This is a genomic window from Stenotrophomonas sp. YJH_SMC_122 (assembly GCF_059369535.1).
Genome location: NZ_JCAFST010000003.1, coordinates 206734 through 225761, shown reverse-complemented (window position 1 = coordinate 225761; position 19028 = coordinate 206734). Strand labels below are relative to the sequence as shown.

Below are 19028 nucleotides of genomic sequence, written 5' to 3'. Positions count from 1 at the left end.
TCAGAACAGGGGGAACGTGGCACCGGGAGCCGGCTCCGGGCCCGGCGCAACAGCGGCCGGGTCAGCCGCATCATCAGCCACGGGCACCCATTGTGGCGTAAAGAAGGCCTGCACATCGGCCAGGCTGCGGGTGCGGCGGAAGGGTGGCAGTGAATCCAGGAAGACCCGGCCATAGCCGCGGTTGAGCAGGCGCGGATCGCACAGGACCAGCACGCCACGGTCGCTTTCGCTGCGGATCAGGCGACCGACCCCCTGCTTCAGTGCGATCACCGCCTGCGGCAACTGTTCGTCGCGGAACGGATTGCCGCCCTGGCCGCGGATCGCCTCCAGGCGTGCCTCATACACCGGATCGTCCGGTGCCGCGAACGGCAGCTTGTCGATCATCACCACGCTCAGCGCTTCGCCGACCACGTCCACGCCCTCGCGGAAGCTGGCCGAGCCCAGCAGCACGCCATTGCCCGATTCACGGAAGCGCTGCAGCAGCGTCGCGCGCGGTGCCTCACCCTGCACGAACAACGGCCATGGCCCGTCGCGCAGTGCCTCGGCCGCCTCGCGCAATGCACGGTGCGAGGCGAACAACAGGAATGCCCTGCCCTGCGATGCCTGCAGCACCGGCCGAAGGGTCTGGATCAGCGCGGTTCCGAAGCCCCGTGCGGCCGGATCAGGCAGGCCTTCCGGCAGGTAGCACAACGCCTGCTCGGGCCAGTTGAACGGACTCGGCTGGACCAGGGTATGCGGATCGTCCAGGCCCAAGCGCGTGGCGATGTGGTCGAATCCATTGCCCACGGTCAGCGTGGCCGAGGTGAAGATCCATGCCGCGCGGCTGCGCTCGCGGTGCTCGCGCAGCGGGCCGGACACATCCATCGGCGTGCGCTGGCAGCGGAAACCCCGCGGCGTGAGCTCGTACCAGAGCACATCGGCGGCACTGGCGTGGTCCGCCGGATCGGCATCGAAATCGAGAGCGGGTTCATCATCGCCCAGCCAGCGCTGCAACCGCGACACCGCCTCGCGCGCCCGCGCATGGCAGGCATCCAGGCCCGCTGCGGCTTCGCGCAGCGGCTGCAAGGCCTGCTCCAGCGCCACCAGGCCGGCCATCACCGTATCGAAGCCGTCACGGACCTTTGGCATGGCCAGCGCACGCCACTGCGTGCCCCGCGGCGGCAGCCCCTCCATCGCCGAACGCAACGCCAGCAACGCCTGTTGCAACTGGTCGACCGGCGCCTGCAGCGCCGATTGCGCGCCCCCTACGCCGCGCGCTTCAGCCAGGCAGTCGCGACCCAGTTCCTGCCATGGGCGCATGCCGAAACCTTCGCCGAAGAACTGCGCTGCCAGTTCGGGCAGCTGGTGTGCCTCGTCGATGACAAAGGCCTGCGCCCCCGGAAGCAACTCGCCGAAGCCGTCCTGTTTCAGTGCCAGATCGGCCAGCAGCAGGTGGTGGTTGACCACCACCACGTCGGCGGCCTGCGCACGCTGCCGTGCGCGCACCACGAAGCAGTCGTCCCAGAATGGGCAATCGGTGCCCAGGCAATTGTCGACAGTGGAGGTGACCATCGGCAGCAGCGGCGAGTCATCGGCCAGGCCCTCCAGTTCGGCGATGTCACCGAACTCCGAGCGGCCGGACCACGCCAGGATGCGCTGGAACTGCGCGGCCTGTTCGGGACTGGAAAACCGCGGCTCGCCCCGCGCCTGCTGCAGTCGGTAGCGGCACAGGTAGTTCGCGCGCCCCTTCAGCAGCGCGCTGCGCAGGCCGACGCCCAGCGCCTGGCGCACGCGCGGCAGATCGCGGTGGTAGAGCTGGTCCTGCAGCGCGCGGGTACCGGTGGAGATGATGGTGCGCAGCCCGGACAGCAGCACCGGCACCAGATAAGCGAAGGTCTTGCCGGTGCCGGTACCGGCCTCGGCCAGCAGCAGGTCCCGCTGCTGCAGCGCATCGGCAATGGCTGCGGTCAGGTGCAGCTGTGCCGGACGCGGGACGAAGGCATCCAGATGCGAGGCGAGCGCGCCGCCTTCGCTGAGGGCTTCGCGGCTGGCATGGACAAGGTCGGACATCAGAGGGAAAGGATACCCGGCCGGGCGCTGCCCGGCACCCGTTTCAAGCCAGAGCGCAGGCAAAGGCAACAGCAACAGCGTGGTTCATGGCTCTGGGTTGCTGCGTGTTTGGCGGGGCGGGAGGGGCAGGCAGGACACGCCGTAAACCCGTCCATGGGGGCTCGATGGCGCCATCCATGGCGCCAACGGTCCTGCCTGCCCCTCCCGCCCCGCCTTCGACAGTTTCCCGGTGACGGATGGACGTGCTTCGTAGCGTCGCGCTTGCTCGACTGATTCAGAAGCGGTGGGTGGAACGGAAACAAGAAGGGGTCGGATCCATTTTCCTGCGGAAAACGGATCCGACCCCACAACGAGTGCGCGCAGCGCGCGACCCGCTTTTGATTTTCTTTCTCTCTTCCGTGGCTGGCAGCACAAGGAAACTGTCAGAGGCCGGGCGGGGTGGGTTCGCGGGGGTGTCCGCGGCATGGATGCCGCGGCCAAGCCCCCAGGGACGGGTTCACGGCGTCCCCCGCGAACCCACCCCGCCCGGCCAAGCGCGGCTTTTGCTTCTGGCTTCAGCGACCAACCCACAGCCACGAGGGGCTGTGCCGTTGGCTGAAAACTCAGTAACGCTTGATCCCAGGCACCGTGCAACCTTCAATCTGCGCGTGCGCCGACACCGCATTTTCCTTCTCGCCCCGCGCCAGCCGCGACTGCTCGATCGTCGCCCAGTGCCGGCGGCACAGCGGCCCGGTCTTCGAGCCCAGATCCACGGCCTTGCGCGCGAACGTCTCCGCCTGTGCCCACTGCCCCTGCAGCAGCGCCAGTTCGGCACGCTCCTGCAGCACCGCCGGGTCACCGGCCACGATCTCCAGCGCATGGTCCAGGCTGCTGGCGGCACCGGCGAGGTCGTTGGCCTGGCGCTGCGCCTGTGCGGCCAGTCTCAGGTCTTCCACCTGCGAATCACGCAGCGGCTGCACCGACAGTTCCTTGTCGTCCGGACCCGCTGCAGCATCCACGGCCGCCAGGCGCTGCGCCGGCGTGGTGGTATCGACCGGCTTGACTACCGGCGGCGCGCTGCTCACGCAGGCGGCCAGGGCCAGGCTTAGACCGGTCAGGACCAGGGGCTGCAGCAGGGTTCGCATGTTCATCGGCATCATCGGCTCGGGGGAGAAGGGGTGGCGGCAGATTCGGCGGGTGCTTCCGGCTTGCGGTCCAGGCCGAACCAGCTTCGCCAGCCACCGCCCTCGCCTTCAGCCTCGCCCTGCCCCTCGGGCGACGCGGCCGGCGCGCACGGCGCATAGGCAGGCGCATAGCCCACCACGAACGGGAAACGACGCGCGCCGGGGCAGCCTTCATCGGTGCTGTTGAGACCGGTGGGAGCCACCGGCTGCCAATCCAGGCCCTTGTTGCTGACCCGCAATGGCGCACTCGGCAGGCGCTGGAAGATGCCCGACCAGACCCGCATCGCGCCAGTGGCGCCGTACAGGCCGGCCTGCTGGTTCTGATCGTTGCCGATCCAGATCACCGCCAGGTGATCGCCGGTGTAGCCGGCATACCAGCTGTCACGGCCATCGTTGGTGGTGCCGGTCTTGCCGGCTGGCTGCAGACGGCCGAGGCCATCAGCATTGAGCCGCTGCGCGGTACCGCTGGCGACGACCTGCTGCAGGCCGACACTGATCAGGTTGGCGGCAATCGAATCGCCTTCCTGTGCCGGTGCCGGCGTCTTGTCGTAGCGCTTGAGCAGCTTGCCCTGCGGATCGAGCACGCCGCGCACGGCGTGCAACGGCTGGATCTCACCACCGGACGCGAGGAACTGGTACAGCTGCGCCATCGCATACGGGCTCTGGTCGGTCGAGCCGAGGATCACCGCCGGATTGGCCTCGGCCTTGATGCCGGCCAGCACATGGATCAGCTGGGTCACGCGCTCGGGGCCGACCTGCATGCCCAAGCGCACCGTCGCCTGGTTGTACGAATGCGCCAGCGCATCGATCAGGCGCACCGTGCCGTGGCTGCGGTTGTCGGCGTTGCCGGGGCTCCAGTTGCGGCCGCGGCCGAGCTGCACCGTCACCGGCGAATCATCGACCCAGCTGGCCAGCGAATAGCGGTCAGGCTGCGCCAGGGCCAGCAGGTACACGAACGGCTTGAGCAGCGAACCGACCGGGCGCTGCGCCTCGATCGCACGATTGAAGCCGACCTCGGACACCTCACGGCTGCCGATCACCGCCAGCACGTCGCCGTTGTGCACGTCGGTCAGCACCATGCCGGCCTGCAGTTCAGGGCGACGCTGGCTTTCCAGCGACTTGATGGTGCGGGTCACCGCGCCTTCGGCATAGGCCTGCGCGGACGGCGACATGCCGGTCATCACGCTCAGGCCCGCGCCCTGCAGCGCAGATTCCGGATAATCATGCGCAAGCTGCCGGCGGACCAGGTCGACGTAGGCGGGGAAGCGGTTGGCTGCCACCAGGCCCGGTGTCTTGGGCACGCCCAACGGAGCCTTCAGCGCGCGCTGGTACTCGGCATCGTCGATCAGCGTGGCCTCGTGCAGCTTGCCCAGCACGAAGTTGCGGCGATCCAGCGCGCGTTCCGGGTTGCGCCGCGGGTCGTAGAAGGACGGCCCCTTGACCAGGCCGATCAGCAGGGCGATCTGCTCGGTCTCCAGCGACTGCAGGTCACGCCCGAACCAGAATTCGGCGCCGGAGGACATGCCATGGATCGCCTGGCTGCCGCGCTGGCCCAGGTACACCTGGTTGAGATACGCCTCGAAAATGGTGCGCTTGTCGTAGCGCGCCTCCATGATCAGCGCGTACAGCACCTCATTGAACTTGCGGGTGAGCGTCTGCTCCTTGCCGATGCCGAGCAGGCCGCTGCGGGCCAGCTGCTGGGTGAGCGTCGAAGCGCCCTGGCGGCTCTGGCCACCGGAACGGATCGTCACCCACACCGCGCGCGCGATGCCGGACAGGTCGATGCCGTGGTGGCGGTTGAAGTCCTTGTCCTCCACCGCCTGCAGGCCGGTCACCAGCAGGTCCGGCGCCTCGTCCATGCGGATCAGGCGGCGTTCTTCCTGCTTCTGGCCGTACAGCGTGGCGATGCGCGCCGGATCCAGCCGCGCGGCCTTCAGTGCCTTGCGGCTGTCGGCGTCGCGCAGCGAGGCCACGCCGCCATCGGCCAGCGACAGCTCCACCCGGCGCGGGGCCACCCGGCCATCGACGTCGTTGTAGCCACGACTGGAGATCACAAAGCGACCGCCGTTCACCGCATAGGTGGCCGGCTCCTTGCCCTGACCGTCATCACGGTAGGCGGAGGCGGCCAGTTCGGTCTTCAGCGTGGGCGCATCCATCGCCTTGCCGGGGGTGAGCACCAGCGGCCGCGCATACACGCGCGTCGGAATCTGCCAGCGCAGCTCGCCGAAACGCTGGGTCACCTGCTGGTTCAGGTACAGCGTATAGGGAATGAGGAAACCCAATCCCAATGCGACCGCAGCCATGCTCCAGGTGATCAGCCGGCGCCGCCACAGCGGACCGCTGTCCTGCTGGTCGTCGTCGAAATCGTCGGTGTCGTCGGAATCGTAGCGTCGGGGCACGGGAGAAACATGGCAGGGGCGTCAGCGGAGTCTACCCCAGCCCATTTCCGCAAGGCAGGTTCACCAAACCGCCTGTTCAGCGATTTACCGGAGGCAAAGGCCCGGCCTTGCCTCGAAGTCCATCCCACAGACCTCTCAGCATGAACCGCAACCGAATCCAGCGAGGGGCGAGGAACAGACCGTTGCCTGCCAGCTTCAGCAACAGGCGCGGCACATCCTGGGCAATCCACACCCGGGGCGTATAGGCACGTCCATAGAGCAGAACGCGATTGCGCATGATGAAGTAAAGGCGGAAGGGCTTGTGCACGATCACGCCATCCGGCTTCGTACGTGATGGCAGCAGCTCCTCGCCGATGCTATGGGTCATCTGCGCATCGCAGATGCCATACAGAGAATAACCCTGGCGCTTGGCCCTGAAACACCAGTCCATGTCCAGGTTGTCAATGAACAGGTCTTCGTCCATTGCACCAATATCCTGCAATGCCGACATCGGCACCAGCGAACCGGACGTGATGAGGAAATCGCAGGAGATGCGCTGGCCCGCCCCCCCTCGCAACTTGTGGTTGAACGGGAAGCCAAAGCGAACGAACGGGGCAAGCATGCCACTGCGCGAATCGCGGAACTGCGGCCCGACAGCAGCCACGCGCTCTGCGCGGTTGAGTTCGATCAGTGCAGTCCCCAGGACATCCACCATCTTTGGCGCCAGCACACTATCCTGATCCATCAGCAGCACATAAGCGAAGCCGAGCGCCTGCGCCCGCTCATAGGCCCGGTTCAAGGCACTCCCGAGGCCAACGTTGTGCGCCGAGGCAACCACGCTGATCCCCTCCCTTCCGGCCAGCAGTTCGTCGACATCAACACCAGTGCTGCCATTGTCGAACACCACCAGATGCCCCACCTGCTGCAGCACACTGTCAACCACCCGCCGCAACAGGTCCGGCTCGGGCCCATAGGTGACGATGACAGCGCAGACAAGGGAGGCATCGAATGCGGGCCCCGGACCTGGCCCTTGCGGAATCACTGGATTCATGACGTCATGTCGCTGGCTGCGGAACGCAGGCCGTGTGAAAAACGATGAAAACGACCAAAGGCCATCTCCCGTCAAGCCTGCAGCAATAGCATTGACAGCAAGACTGACAACTCACTGCACCGCTTGAGCGTGACGCAGCGGCTGGACTATACCCGACCAGTGCGACCTGCACGAATCCTGTCGATATCAGCGTGGTCGCAGCTCACCACCGGCGCGGCGCAGGCGATCTTCAAACGCCGGCAGTTCGGCCAGATCCGGCTGCAGCAACCGCGCCTGTTCGGCGGCATGCGCGGCGAAGGCCAGGTCACCGTTACCGAGCCGCTCGCTGCCGATCGCCAGCCAGCGCTGGGCCAACCGCAGCCGCGCCGAAGGCAGTCCGGCTGCGGTCGGTGACAGCGTCTGCCAGGCCTGCAGGCAGGCGCCTGCCGCCTGCACGCGGTTCTGCCGCAGATTGTCGTCGAAGCAGCGTCGGCTGGCGGGCAGCAAGCGTGCGGCGGCTGCCTTCACCCGCGCATCGCGGGGAGCCAGCGACTGGGCTTCGCGCAACGCGTCGAACGCGCTGTGCCCGGGTGGGCTGATCCACTGCCCCGCACGCTCGGCACGTTCGATCTTCCGCAGGTGGTCGCGCAGCTGGCGTTCGCGCTGCGCCGTGCTGACCGCGGGCTGCTGCAGAGCCCGCTGCGCCTGCTGCGCGCGCTGCAGGCGCTGCGCCAGTTGTTGCCGGACTGCCTGCGAAGCCCCCAGCTCCGCCGCCAGGGCCGCATCACGTTGCGCCGCATCGAACTGGAAGTCGTCGGCGGACTTCTGGCTGCGTGCAACCACTGCCTGCAGGGTCTGCTCACGCCCGCGCTGCGCATTGGAATCATCGGCGGCCACCACCAGCACCGCCTGGAAACCCTTGGCCGCAGCTTCCAGCTGCTGCCGTCGCAACGCACGCTGCGCCTGCCGCAGCCGCCGGTCGGCCGCGCGCGCGAGGGCCTCCTCGCTCGCCGGCAGATCGGCATGACCGGCATCGAACTGACGGGCACGACGCAGGAGCGCGGCCGCCTCGGCCAACTCCCCTCGCTCCGCCAGCGTGCGTGCCTGCAGCAGCAGGTCGCTCAGCGCATCTTCGCGCCCTTCCAGCGCCGGCAGGTTGTCCGGCTGCAGGGCCAGGATGCGCTGGAACAAGGGCAACGCACTGCTGTCGCCGTCATCCAGGCGTCCGGCCGCGAACGCGTTACGCGCCTGCGCCAACAACGCACCAATACCGGCTCCGGCGCTGCGTCGCGCCTGCAACTGGCGGGCGACCGCATCGGCGTCGCCCTGCGGCACCTGCAGCTCACGGGCCAGTGCCAGGGCCTGCGCGCTGCCGTCCAGGTCATCCGCCTGCAGGCGATCGCGCGCCTGTTGCAGCGCTGCCGCGCCGGTATTGGCCAGGCCCTGGCGCGCCTGCGGGCGATCACCGTCCAGCGCCAGCGCCGCCTGGTAGCGCTCGCGCGCACCACTGCCATCGGCATCGCTCAGGCGCCCAACCGCCAATGCACGATCCCCCTCGGCCAGCAGCTGTTCGATCTGCGGCTCATCCCAGAACCAGTCTGCCAACGGCTTGCGCAGCAGGACCAGCAGCACGAACACGGCCAGCGCTGCGAGCAGCGCCCAGCGCCAGATCCGGCGCGCATGGCGCGCCTGCAGCCACCACCAACGCCCCTCGCGACGGACGCGGTCCAGCGCAGGATGTTCAGCGCCATGCGGACGATGCGGGGGCTCGCGTTCCATGCGTGCAGGGTAGCCGGGGCAGCGTGAAGCTCAGCCGAGGCGACGCGCCTCGCTCACGCCCGGCAGCGCATCGAGCTTGCCCAGCAGCGTCGACAACTGCCCGTAGTCACTGACCTTCAGGCGCAGCCGCAGATGGGCACGGCCACTGTTGCGCACGTTGTCACTGTGGATGTCGAGCACGTAGGCGTCTTCCTGGGCGATCAGGTTGGTGATGTCCTTCAGCAGCCAGCGGCGATCGACCGCATCGACCACGACGTCCACCTCGTAGCCGCCCCCGGCCTGGCCCCACTCCACCGGCAGGATGCGCTGCGGGCTGCTGGCCGCCAGCCGGGCCAGCGCGGCGCAGTCTGCACGATGCACGGTGACACCCCGGCTACGGGTCAGGTAGCCGACGATCGGCTCGCCGGCCACCGGCTGGCAGCAGCGTGCCAGCTGCACCAGCAGGTTGCCTACGCCCTGCACGGTGAACTTGGACTTGCCCAGGTTCTCGCGGCGCGCGGTCGGCCGCGGCAGAGCCGGTGCGGGCGCGGGCTGGCTGGCGGCACGCTCCGCCTCCAGCAGCGCACGGCTGACCTGGTTCGGGCCGGTATCGCCCAGCGCTACCTGGATGTACAGGTCATCGACGCTGTCGGCATGGAACTTCTTCGCCGCCACGGCCAGGTCCGCGTGCTGCAGGCCCAGCCGCTTCAGCTCGCGCTCGAGCAGTTCGCGACCGGCCTGCACGTTGCGCGCGCGGTCCAGCTTGTGGAACCAGCTGCGCACCTTCTCGCGCGAGCGGTTGCTGGCCAGGAAGCCGTTGGCCGGCATCAGCCAGTCGCGGCGCGGATCGGCCTCCTTGCCGGTCAGGATCTCGACGCGGTCGCCGCTGCGCAGGCGGTAGGTCAGCGGCACGATGCGGCCGTTGACCTTGGCGCCGCGGCAGCGGTGCCCGACCATGGTGTGCACCTGGTAGGCGAAATCGAGCGGCGTAGCGCCCTGCGGCAGGTCCAGCACCTCGTCCTTCGGGCTCAGCGCATAGACCCGGTCCTCGGTCAGCTCGGCATCAAGCGCCCCGGCCAGTTCATTGCCCTGCCCGTCCTGCGCCTGCTCCAGCAGTTGGCGCATCCAGGTGATCTTGCGGTCGAAGGACTTCTCCGCGCCCTTGCCACCTTCCTTGTACTTCCAGTGCGCGGCCACGCCCAGCTCGGCCTGCGAGTGCATTTCATGGGTGCGGATCTGCACTTCGATGGTGCGACCTTCCGGGCCGACCACGGCGGTATGCAGCGAGCGATAGTCGTTGGCCTTCGGGCGTGCGATGTAATCATCGAACTCGCTCGGCACCGGTGCCCACAGCGCGTGCACCACGCCCAACGCGGCATAACAGGCGGCAACGTCGTCGACCATCACGCGCACCGCACGGATGTCATACAGCTGGTCGAAGGCCAGCCGCTTCTTCTGCATCTTCCGCCAGATGCTGTAAATGTGCTTCGGGCGGCCGCTGACTTCGGCCTTGATGCCCTGGGCGACCAGCTCGCGCGACAGCACCTTCTTGACGTTCTCGACGTAACGCTCGCGGGCGATGCGGGTTTCATCCACCTCGCGGGCGATGCGGCGGTAGGTTTCCGGTTCCAGGTGGCGGAACGCCAGGTCCTCCAGCTCCCACTTCAGCTGCCAGATGCCCAGCCGGTTGGCCAGGGGCGCGTGGATGTCGCGGGTCAGCTGGGCCAGCGCGCGGCGTTGCTCGTCGTCCAGCTTGTCGGCCGCGCGCATCCGTGCCAGCTGCCGCGCCAGCAGGATCGGCACCACGCGCAGGTCGCGGATGATCGCCAGCAGCAGCCGGCGCAGGCCCTCACTGTTGCGCCCCGCCTCACGGCCGGCATGCAGCGCCCACACCGGATCGGCCGCATCCTGGCCATCGAGCAGGCCGACCACCGCCGCCTTGTGGTTGCCCAGCGGCAGCTGCTCCAGGCTGGCGCGCAGGCCCGGCAGGTCGAACAGCAATGCGGCCACCACCGCGCCTTCGTCGGCCGAGAGCATCGCCAGCGCATCGAGGGTATCGCCCAGCACCGACCAGGTGGCACGCATCTGGTGGTCGCAATCCGGCGCTTCCCAATGCTCACGCAGGGCCTGGCGCAGCGGAGCAGGCAGCACCGCTGCCGAGGGACGGTTCAACAAGGCATCCAGGCCAGGGACGGAAGCGCGGTTCACAGCATCGAGCAGGCAAGACAGAGACCCCTACACTAGCGCCGGCGCCGTTCAGGGACAATCACTGCAGCCACCATCACCCGGCATGAAGACATGCCGCTACACTCGCCCACACACCCAGGAGAGACCCGCCATGCCTTCGATTGCCCCGCGCGTCCGTCCACGGCTGCTGGCCTGTGCCGCCGTGCTGCTGTCCCTGTCCGCGCCTGCGCTGGCCCAGCGCGTGGTGGAGGGCGACCTGCAGCAGCAGATGTCGCCCTCCGAGTTCAAGGCCGCCGGCCTGGACAAGCTCAGTGCCGGTGAACTGGCCACGCTCAACCGCTGGCTGCAGGGCAAGGTCGAGGCGGCCACCACCCAGGCCGTCGCCGCAGCGCGCGAAGAAGGCCGCCAGGAAGTGATCAAGAAGAACCGCGGCTTCCTGGACTTCGGCAGCAGCGAACCGATCGAAAGCAACCTGCAGGGCGAATTCCGTGGATTCGACCGGGGCCGCCGCTACGTGCTGCAGAACGGCCAGGAGTGGGAGCAGATAGACGCCACGCACTATTCCGGTGGCCGCAAGGACGCCCCGGGCGTCAGCATGCGCCCAGGGGTGATGGGTGCCTGGTATATGAAGGTGGACGGGGTGAACGTGCAGCCGAAGGTTCGCCGCACCAAGTAACGCCCGGGCATTCCGGCCGTGCCGGCTCCCTGCCCGGCCGGCCACGGTCGCCCGGCGGGGCGACCGTGGCGCGCTCAGGCCTGGCGCAATGCAGTCACGCGCTGCGCCAGCTTCTTCGCCGAGATACCAGAGCGTGCACCCAGCTCCTGCGCGAACAGCGATACCCGCAGTTCTTCCAGATCCCAGCGCAGCGCCTGCCATTGCGGGCGATCACGCAGTCCCTGCTGCTCGCCCGCCTCCAGCGCTTCCAGGAACGGATGCAGTTCCAGCATGCGCGCCTGGTCGCGCGGCGGATCACGCTTGGCACGCTCGGTGCGCAGGATCATCGCCTTCAGGTAGCGCGGGTACTGCGCCAGGGCATCGGCCGGCGTATCGCGCAGGAACCCGGGGTGGATCAGGCCGGCGAGCTGCGCTTCCATATCGTCCAGGTTGCCGCGCGCCCAGCCCATCAACGGCGCTTCCAGCATCGGCTTCAGCTCCGCTACCAGCGCCAGGATGGATTCGGCCAGCTTCAGCCGCGACATGGCCTCGCCGAACAGGCCCTTGGCGGCATGCTCGCGGCGCTGCTCGAAAGCCGCCGCATCACGGATGTCTTCCAGGCCCTCGGCCAGCACCGCGTTCATCGCTGCGTCGACCAGGTCACCACGCAGGCGCTCCTGCGATTCGATCGCGGCATACAACAGGCCGGTCTTGGCGCCGACCGGCAACTGCTTGCGTGCCTGCTTCACCTTCTCGGCCAGGGCGATCTCCAGCAGGCGGCGCACGCCCAGCGGATGGGCGTCCTGCGCCTGCTGGCGATCGGCGAAGATGCGCAGCGCCACGCTGTCGCCCTCGTCCAGCAGCGCCGGATAGGCCGGCACGCCGGCTTCACCGGGCACCTGCAGCGGAATCGGCGTGGCCGGGAACGTGCGCAGGCCGTCAACCGCCATCTCGCGCCCGGCACGCGCGGCGAAGGCATCGCCAGCACGGCCACCGAATTTCGCGCGCAGCGCTTCCAGATCACGCGAGGTGGCCAGCACCTTGCCCTGTTCGTCGCGCAGCCGCAGGTTCATGTGCAGGTGTGGCTCGATCGAACCCGGCTCGAAATCCAGTGCGGTGACCGTCGCGCCGGTCGCACGTGACAGGAAACGCGCCAGCTCGCCGGTGATGGCATCGGCGCTGGGCTGCGGGAAGGCCTCGTAGAACGCGCGACCGAAGTCCGGCGCCGGCACGTAGTTGCGGCGCATCGCCTTGGGCAGGCTGCGGATCAGTGCCGAGGCCTTGTCGGCGACAAAGCCCGGCGCCAGCCAGCCCAGCTGCACCGGATCCAACGCGTTGAGCAGGTGCAGTGGCACGTCCAGGGTGACGCCATCGTCGTCGGCCCCCGGTTCGAAGCGGTAGTGCAGCGGCAAGCGCGCCTGGCCCAGCGCCAGGTACTTCGGATAGCGCTCCTGTTCGCTGCCCTCACCGGGCAACAGGTCTGCCAACGACCAGTGCAGCGCCTTGCGCTGTTCCGGCGCCAGCCCTTTCCACCAGCTATCCAGTCCCGCCGCCGAGTGGATCTGCGGCGGCACCCGGTCCAGGTACCAGCGTGCCTGCCAGTCTTCGTCGGCAACGATGCCGGCGCGGCGCAGCTTGGCTTCTTCCTCGCGCGCGACCTCCAGCACTTTCTGGTTGTCGGCGACGAAACTGGCGCGGGTGTTGATCTCGCCGGTGACCAGCGCCTGGCGCACGAAGATGTCATGCGCCTCGCCCGGCGCGATGCGGCCGTAATGGACCGGTTTCTTCGGTGCCAGCACCAGGCCGAACAGGCTGATCTGCTCGGACGCCAGCACCTGGCCCTGCGCGCGCGACCAGTGCGGGTCGAAGTGCTTGCGCAGCAGCAGGTGCGGCAGTTCGGCGATCACCCAGTCCGGCTCGATCGCGGCCAGGGTCATGCCCCATACCTTCTGCGTATCCAGCAGGTTGGCCACCAGCAGCCACGGCGGTGGCCGCTTGGCCAGCGCGGAACCGGGGAACGGCAGGAAGCGGCGCTGGCGTGGTGCCTGGAAATCGCCCTTCTCGGTGCGGTGGCCGATCTGCGTCGGCAGGCCCGCCACCAGCGCCCGGTGCAGGGTCTGGTAGGCAGCAGCGCGTACACGTTCGCTGAAGCCGCCGCTGGCGGGCGCCTGTTCCTTCTGCGCGCGCACGGCCACCGGTGCCGGTGCGGCCTCGGCCTTGCCTTCGCGGGCCAAGCGCGCGGCGCGGTGCAGCTGGCCACGCGTGGCTTTCACTGCGGCCGCGTCATCACGCGCCGGTGCCGGCGCACTGCTGCCGGCCAGCAACGGTGCCATCGACGCCTCGCTGGCCTCTTCCTTCCAGCCCAGCTCCTCGCAAAGCAGCCGCAGCTGGCGATGCAGCTCTCGCCATTCGCGCATGCGCAGGAACCCGAGGAAATGACGGCCGCACCAGTCGCGCAGCTTGGACTGGGTCAGGTCCTCATGGGCCTGCCGGTAGGCATCCCACAGGCGCAGCACGCCGACGAACTCGGAGCGGCCATCGGCGAACTGCGCATGCGCGCTGTCGGCCGCACCGCGTGCTTCCGGCGGGCGTTCGCGCGGGTCCTGGATGCCCAGGAACGAGGCGATCACCAGCATCGGCCGCAGGCAACCGGCGGCCTGCGCGGCGACCAGCATGCGCGCCAGCTTCACGTCCACCGGCAGGCGCGCCATCTGCTTGCCGATGGTGGTCATGCGCCGCTCGGCATCGATCGCGCCCAGCTCGGTCAGCTGCTGCCAGCCATCGGCCACCGCGCGCTCGTCCGGCGCTTCCAGGAACGGGAAGTCCTCGATGCGGCCCAGGCCGAGCTGCAGCATGCGCAGGATCACCCCGGCCAGGCTGGAGCGGCGGATTTCCGGATCGGTGAACTCGGGCCGCGCCTGGAAATCGGCTTCGGCGTACAGGCGGTAGCAGATGCCCTCGGCGATACGACCGCAGCGGCCCTTGCGCTGGTTGGCGCTGGCCTGCGAGATCGGTTCGATGTGCAGGCGATCCAGCTTGTTGCGCGGGCTGTAGCGCTTGACGCGGGCAAAGCCCGGATCGACCACGTAACGGATGCGCGGCACCGTCAGCGAGGTTTCCGCGACGTTGGTGGCCAGCACGATGCGCCGGTTCGGCCCGGGATTGAATACCCGGTCCTGGTCCTGGTTGGACAGGCGCGCGTACAGCGGCAGCACCTCGGTATTGCGGTACTTGCGTCGTTCCAGCGACTGGTGCGCATCGCGGATCTCGCGCTCGCCCGGCAGGAAGATCAGCACGTCGCCGCGTGCGTCCAGGCGGGTGATCTCGTCGATGGCCGACACGATGGCGTCATTGACGGTGCGCTCGCCCTGGTCTTCGCCCTCGCCTTCCAGCGCCCGGTAGCGCACTTCCACCGGGTAGGTACGGCCTTCGACGCTGATCACCGGCGCATTGTCGAAATGCTGGGCGAAGCGTTCGGTGTCGATGGTGGCCGAAGTGACGATCAGCTTCAGGTCCGGGCGCTTGCGCAGCAGCTGCTTCAGGTAGCCCAGCAGGAAGTCGATATTGAGGCTGCGTTCGTGTGCCTCGTCGACGATGATCGTGTCGTAGTTCGACAACCAGCGGTCGCTGGCGATCTCCGCCAGCAGGATGCCGTCGGTCATGAACTTGATGCGGCTGTCGTCGCTGACCTTGTCATTGAAGCGCACCTGGTAGCCCACCAGCTGGCCCAGTTCGCTCTGCAGTTCCTGCGCCACGCGGCTGGCCACCGCACGTGCGGCGATCCGTCGCGGCTGCGTGCAGCCGATCATGCCAGCCTGCCCACGGCCTGCGGCCAGGCACAGTTTCGGCAGCTGGGTGGTCTTGCCCGAACCGGTTTCACCGGCGATCACCACCACCTGGTGGTCGCGGATCAGTTTGATGATCGCGTCGGCTTCACGCGCAATCGGCAGCTGCGGGTCCAGAGTAATGGACGGCTGCTGTTGCGCCCGCACCTGCCGGCGCTGCACCGACGCCTGCAAGGCCTGCTCGAAAGTAGCGGCCAGTGCCGCATCCTGCGGCTTGGCCTGGCAACGCGAGAGCATTCCCAGCAAACGGCCCCGGTCGCGGCTCATGGCGCCATCGATGGCGGCGCGCTGTTGGCGCAGGCGGGGCGATGGATTTTTATCGATAGAGTTCATCAATCGGTTCGTTCAAAACTTTGAAAGCGACCAGTCATCACGACCGGTTTATTGTGAAGGCCAACGATTCCACAAGGAGGAACCCCATGGCGAAGACCAAGAGCACGACCAAGGCCAAGACCGGCAAGCAGAAGCTTGCAGCGGCGGCACCGTCGGCGCCGAACATCGATATCGGGATCACCCAGGGCGACCGCAAGAAGATCGCCGACGGTCTGTCGCGCTTCCAGGCCGATGCGTTCACGCTCTACCTGAAGACGCACAACTTCCACTGGAACGTGACCGGGTCGATGTTCAACTCGCTGCACACCATGTTCGAGACGCAGTACACCGAGCAGTGGGCGGCACTGGACGATGTGGCCGAGCGCATCCGCGCGCTGGGCTTCAATGCCCCGGGCTCCTACCGGGAATTCGCTGCGCTGACCTCGATCGTCGAGGAACCGGGCCTGACCGACAGTGCGGACTGGCGTGAAATGGTACGCCAGTTGGTGGTCGCCAACGAAGCGGTCTGCCGTACGGCACGTGAAGTCCTGGACGTGGCGGCCAAGGGGGACGACGCCCCGACCGAGGATCTGATGACCCAGCGGCTGCAGACCCACGAGAAATACGCCTGGATGCTGCGCTCGCTGTTGCAGTAAGGGTTGGGGGCGGTTCGGCAGGGCTGCGCCCTGCACCCGCAGAGGCAACGGCAACGGCAACAGCCGGAGCAGAAGCGGGTTTCCTGTGGGTTGGCGGGGTAGGTCCGGTTGCGGGGGACGCCGTGAATACGTCCATGTAGGCTCGGTCGCCGCATCCATGCGGCTCACGCCCCCGCAACCGGCCCCACCCCGCCTTCGACAGTTTTCCGCGATCTGCCAGCAAAGCCATTGGGGTCAGATCCGTTTTCCGCAGGAAAACGGGATCTGACCCCATTTTGTTTGTCGATATCTGACAGATTTCATCCACGCATGGCGTGGATGGACCCTCCGTGACCGGGAAACCGTCGAAGGCGGGGCGGTGTGGGCTTGCAGGACCGTTGGCGCCATGGATGGCGCCATCGAGCCCCCATGGGTGAGGGCGCTTTGCTTGCGAAGCACTGCTTCGCAAGCGCCCGAACGCACAGCCGCCAGCGGCTGGGCCGGTCTGGGGGTTTACGGCGTCCCCGCAATCCGACACCACCCCACCAAACAACGGATCACCCCAGAGCCGGCTGTTGCCTTTGACGTTGCCCTGGCTTGAACGCTTCTGCAGGTGCAGGGCGCAGCCCTGCCGACTCCCCCGCCGGGGTAAACTAAGCGGATGGCTTCCCGTCCCGCGCACGACCTGCTCCAACGCGTCTTTGGTTACGACGATTTCCGTGGTCCGCAGCAGGACATCGTGGAGCATGTGGCTGCCGGTCACGACGCCCTGGTGCTGATGCCCACCGGCGGCGGCAAATCGCTGTGCTACCAGGTCCCGGCCCTGCTGCGTGACGGTTGCGGCATCGTCATCTCGCCGCTGATCGCGCTGATGCAGGACCAGGTCGAAGCCCTGCGCCAGCTGGGCGTGCGTGCCGAGTACCTGAATTCAACCCTGGATGCCGAGACCGCCGGCCGCGTCGAGCGCGAGCTGCTCGCCGGCGAACTGGACATGCTCTATGTCGCCCCCGAGCGGCTGCTGACCGGGCGTTTCCTGTCGCTGCTGTCGCGCAGCCAGATCGCCCTGTTCGCCATCGACGAGGCGCACTGCGTGTCGCAGTGGGGCCATGACTTCCGCCCCGAATATCGCCAGTTGACCGTGCTGCACGAGCGTTGGCCGCAGATCCCGCGGATCGCGCTGACCGCCACCGCCGATCCGCCGACCCAGCGCGAGATCGCCGAGCGCCTCGATCTGCAGGAAGCCCGCCACTTCGTCAGCTCGTTCGACCGCCCCAACATCCGCTACACCGTGGTGCAGAAGGACAATGCCCGCAAGCAGCTGACCGACTTCCTGCGCGGCCACCGTGGCGAGGCCGGCATCGTCTACTGCATGTCGCGGCGCAAGGTCGAGGAGACCGCTGAATTCCTCTGCGGCCAGGGCTTCAACGCTCTGCCCTACCACGCCGGCCTGCCGCCGGAAGTGCGCGCCAGCAACCAGCGCCGCTTCCTGCGCGAGGACGGCATCGTGATGTGTGCCACCATCGCCTTCGGCATGGGCATCGACAAGCCGGACGTGCGCTTCGTCGCGCATACCGACTTGCCCAAGTCGATGGAGGGCTACTACCAGGAAACCGGCCGCGCAGGCCGCGATGGCGAAGCCGCCGAGGCCTGGCTGTGCTACGGCCTGGGTGATGTGGTACTGCTCAAGCAGATGATCGAGCAGTCCGAGGCGGGCGAAGAGCGCAAGCAGCTGGAGCGGGCCAAGCTCGATCATCTGCTGGGCTACTGTGAATCCATGCAGTGCCGTCGCCAGGTGCTGCTGGCCGGCTTCGGCGAAACCTACCCCCAGCCCTGCGGCAACTGCGACAACTGCTTGACGCCGCCGGCCTCGTGGGACGCGACCATACCGGCACAGAAGGCGCTGAGCTGCGTCTACCGCAGCGGCCAGCGCTTCGGTGTCGGCCACCTGATCGACATCCTGCGCGGCAGCGAGAACGAGAAGGTGAGGCAGCAGGGCCACGACAAGCTGAGCACTTATGCCATCGGCCGCGATCTGGATGCACGCACCTGGCGCAGCGTGTTCCGCCAGCTGGTCGCCGCCAGCCTGCTGGAAGTGGACAGCGAGGGCCACGGCGGCCTGCGCCTGACCGACGCCAGCCGCGACGTGCTGACCGGCCGCCGCCAGATCAGCATGCGCCGCGACCCGGCCAGCAGCAGCAGCGGACGCGAGCGCAGTGCGCAGCGCACCGGCCTGTCGGTGCTGCCGCAGGACCTGGCCCTGTTCAACGCGCTGCGCGGCCTGCGTGCCGAACTGGCCCGCGAGCAGAACGTGCCGGCCTTCGTGATCTTCCACGACAGCACCCTGCGCAACATCGCCGAACAGCGCCCGACCAGCCTGGACGAACTGGCCCGGGTCGGTGGCATCGGCGGCACCAAGCTGAGCCGCTACGGCCCGCGCCTGGTCGAGATCGTGCGCGAAGAGGGGTAAGCCGGGCTCCTGTAGAGCCGAGCCGGCGCTCGGCTGCCATTGCCGCAGAAGCAGCCGAGCGCCGGCTCGGCTCTACATTGGTGCGGCTCCAACCTTGAACCGGCCATTCAGCCGGAAGTGCATCCGCGCCCGCTTGCGGCTAGATTAGCGTCATGTCCCTGGCCTCGACCCTGCTCCGCGTCGTGCTCATGCTCAGCCTGTTGCTCAACGGGCTGAACGCGGCCATGGCCCGTGGTCACGAAGAAATGGGCCGGATGGCGCACGCCGTGGCCGCTGCTGTTGATGGCGGCACTGCCGACTGCCACCACCACGCGGGTATGCAGGCCGACCCGGCCCCGCAGGCCCAGGCCCCGGCCCACGACGCCCACTGCCAGATCAAGGACTGCGTGCGCAGCTGCGCCCAGCACCCGCTGCTGGTGGTGCAGCCGTTGCCGTACCTGGCGGGCCCCGGCCTGTCGCTGGCCCCGCAGCCGATGCCGGCCACCGGCCGGCCGGCGCCGCCGCTGCCGCCGATCTCACGCCCTCCCATCGGCTGATTCCACACGCAGC

General features: G+C 68.1%; 11 protein-coding genes. 4 read left to right on the top strand and 7 right to left on the bottom strand.

The annotated features are described in order from the left end of the window. The 6 genes from yoaA to AC5P66_RS06345 form a co-directional block, all read right to left on the bottom strand. Positions 1-2049 carry a DNA repair helicase YoaA gene (gene yoaA / locus AC5P66_RS06370; RefSeq protein WP_099494532.1) on the bottom strand — a complete coding sequence of 683 codons (2049 nt, stop codon included), beginning with the start codon at positions 2047-2049 and terminating at the stop codon, positions 1-3. 602 nt (positions 2050-2651) lie between these two features. Continuing rightward, positions 2652-3188: a hypothetical protein gene (locus AC5P66_RS06365; protein WP_049414191.1), complete on the bottom strand. Its 537-nt coding sequence runs from the start codon at positions 3186-3188 to the stop codon at positions 2652-2654. Then, the gene (gene mrcB / locus AC5P66_RS06360) at positions 3185-5611 is read right to left on the bottom strand and encodes a penicillin-binding protein 1B (RefSeq protein ID WP_495216135.1); all 2427 of its coding nucleotides are present in this window, start codon (positions 5609-5611) and stop codon (positions 3185-3187) included. The genes AC5P66_RS06365 and mrcB overlap by 4 nt, the downstream gene beginning before the upstream one ends. Before the next feature lie 76 nt (positions 5612-5687). Beyond that, positions 5688-6641, bottom strand: coding sequence for a glycosyltransferase family 2 protein (locus tag AC5P66_RS06355; RefSeq protein ID WP_099487653.1), 954 nt, complete (start codon positions 6639-6641; stop codon positions 5688-5690). Positions 6642-6827: 186 nt separating this feature from the next. Then, positions 6828-8399, bottom strand: coding sequence for a hypothetical protein (locus AC5P66_RS06350; protein WP_495216134.1), 1572 nt, complete (start codon positions 8397-8399; stop codon positions 6828-6830). Between the two features lie 30 nt (positions 8400-8429). Further along, positions 8430-10586, bottom strand: a complete 2157-nt coding sequence (locus AC5P66_RS06345) for a RelA/SpoT family protein (protein WP_495216133.1) — start codon at positions 10584-10586, stop codon at positions 8430-8432. A 130-nt stretch (positions 10587-10716) separates the two neighbouring features. On the opposite strand from AC5P66_RS06345, the gene AC5P66_RS06340 reads away from it, so the two are divergent. Continuing rightward, a complete protein-coding gene (locus AC5P66_RS06340; RefSeq protein ID WP_495216132.1) occupies positions 10717-11241 on the top strand; it encodes a hypothetical protein in 525 nt (174 codons plus the stop codon). 74 nt (positions 11242-11315) lie between these two features. Here AC5P66_RS06340 and hrpA read toward each other — a convergent pair whose 3' ends face one another. Beyond that, positions 11316-15398 carry an ATP-dependent RNA helicase HrpA gene (gene hrpA, locus AC5P66_RS06335; RefSeq protein ID WP_495216131.1) on the bottom strand — a complete coding sequence of 1361 codons (4083 nt, stop codon included), beginning with the start codon at positions 15396-15398 and terminating at the stop codon, positions 11316-11318. Positions 15399-15484: 86 nt separating this feature from the next. On the opposite strand from hrpA, the gene AC5P66_RS06330 reads away from it, so the two are divergent. From AC5P66_RS06330 to AC5P66_RS06320, 3 genes are all read left to right on the top strand, one after another. Continuing rightward, positions 15485-16033, top strand: a complete 549-nt coding sequence (locus tag AC5P66_RS06330) for a Dps family protein (RefSeq protein ID WP_005418469.1) — start codon at positions 15485-15487, stop codon at positions 16031-16033. A gap of 640 nt (positions 16034-16673) precedes the next feature. Then, on the top strand, positions 16674-18479 hold the full coding sequence (gene recQ, locus AC5P66_RS06325; RefSeq protein ID WP_049441274.1) for a DNA helicase RecQ: 1806 nt from the start codon (positions 16674-16676) through the stop codon (positions 18477-18479). A 152-nt stretch (positions 18480-18631) separates the two neighbouring features. Further along, a complete protein-coding gene (locus AC5P66_RS06320; protein WP_099495000.1) occupies positions 18632-19015 on the top strand; it encodes a CopL family metal-binding regulatory protein in 384 nt (127 codons plus the stop codon). Positions 19016-19028 lie beyond the last annotated feature (13 nt).

Coding starts and splice junctions, on each gene's coding strand:
- yoaA (WP_099494532.1), bottom strand. CDS start 2,049: ATGTCCGACCTTGTCCATGCCAGCCGCGAAGCCCTCAGCGAAGGCGGC.
- AC5P66_RS06365 (WP_049414191.1), bottom strand. CDS start 3,188: ATGATGCCGATGAACATGCGAACCCTGCTGCAGCCCCTGGTCCTGACC.
- AC5P66_RS06355 (WP_099487653.1), bottom strand. CDS start 6,641: ATGAATCCAGTGATTCCGCAAGGGCCAGGTCCGGGGCCCGCATTCGAT.
- AC5P66_RS06350 (WP_495216134.1), bottom strand. CDS start 8,399: ATGGAACGCGAGCCCCCGCATCGTCCGCATGGCGCTGAACATCCTGCG.
- AC5P66_RS06340 (WP_495216132.1), top strand. CDS start 10,717: ATGCCTTCGATTGCCCCGCGCGTCCGTCCACGGCTGCTGGCCTGTGCC.
- hrpA (WP_495216131.1), bottom strand. CDS start 15,398: ATGAACTCTATCGATAAAAATCCATCGCCCCGCCTGCGCCAACAGCGC.
- AC5P66_RS06330 (WP_005418469.1), top strand. CDS start 15,485: ATGGCGAAGACCAAGAGCACGACCAAGGCCAAGACCGGCAAGCAGAAG.
- recQ (WP_049441274.1), top strand. CDS start 16,674: ATGGCTTCCCGTCCCGCGCACGACCTGCTCCAACGCGTCTTTGGTTAC.
- AC5P66_RS06320 (WP_099495000.1), top strand. CDS start 18,632: ATGTCCCTGGCCTCGACCCTGCTCCGCGTCGTGCTCATGCTCAGCCTG.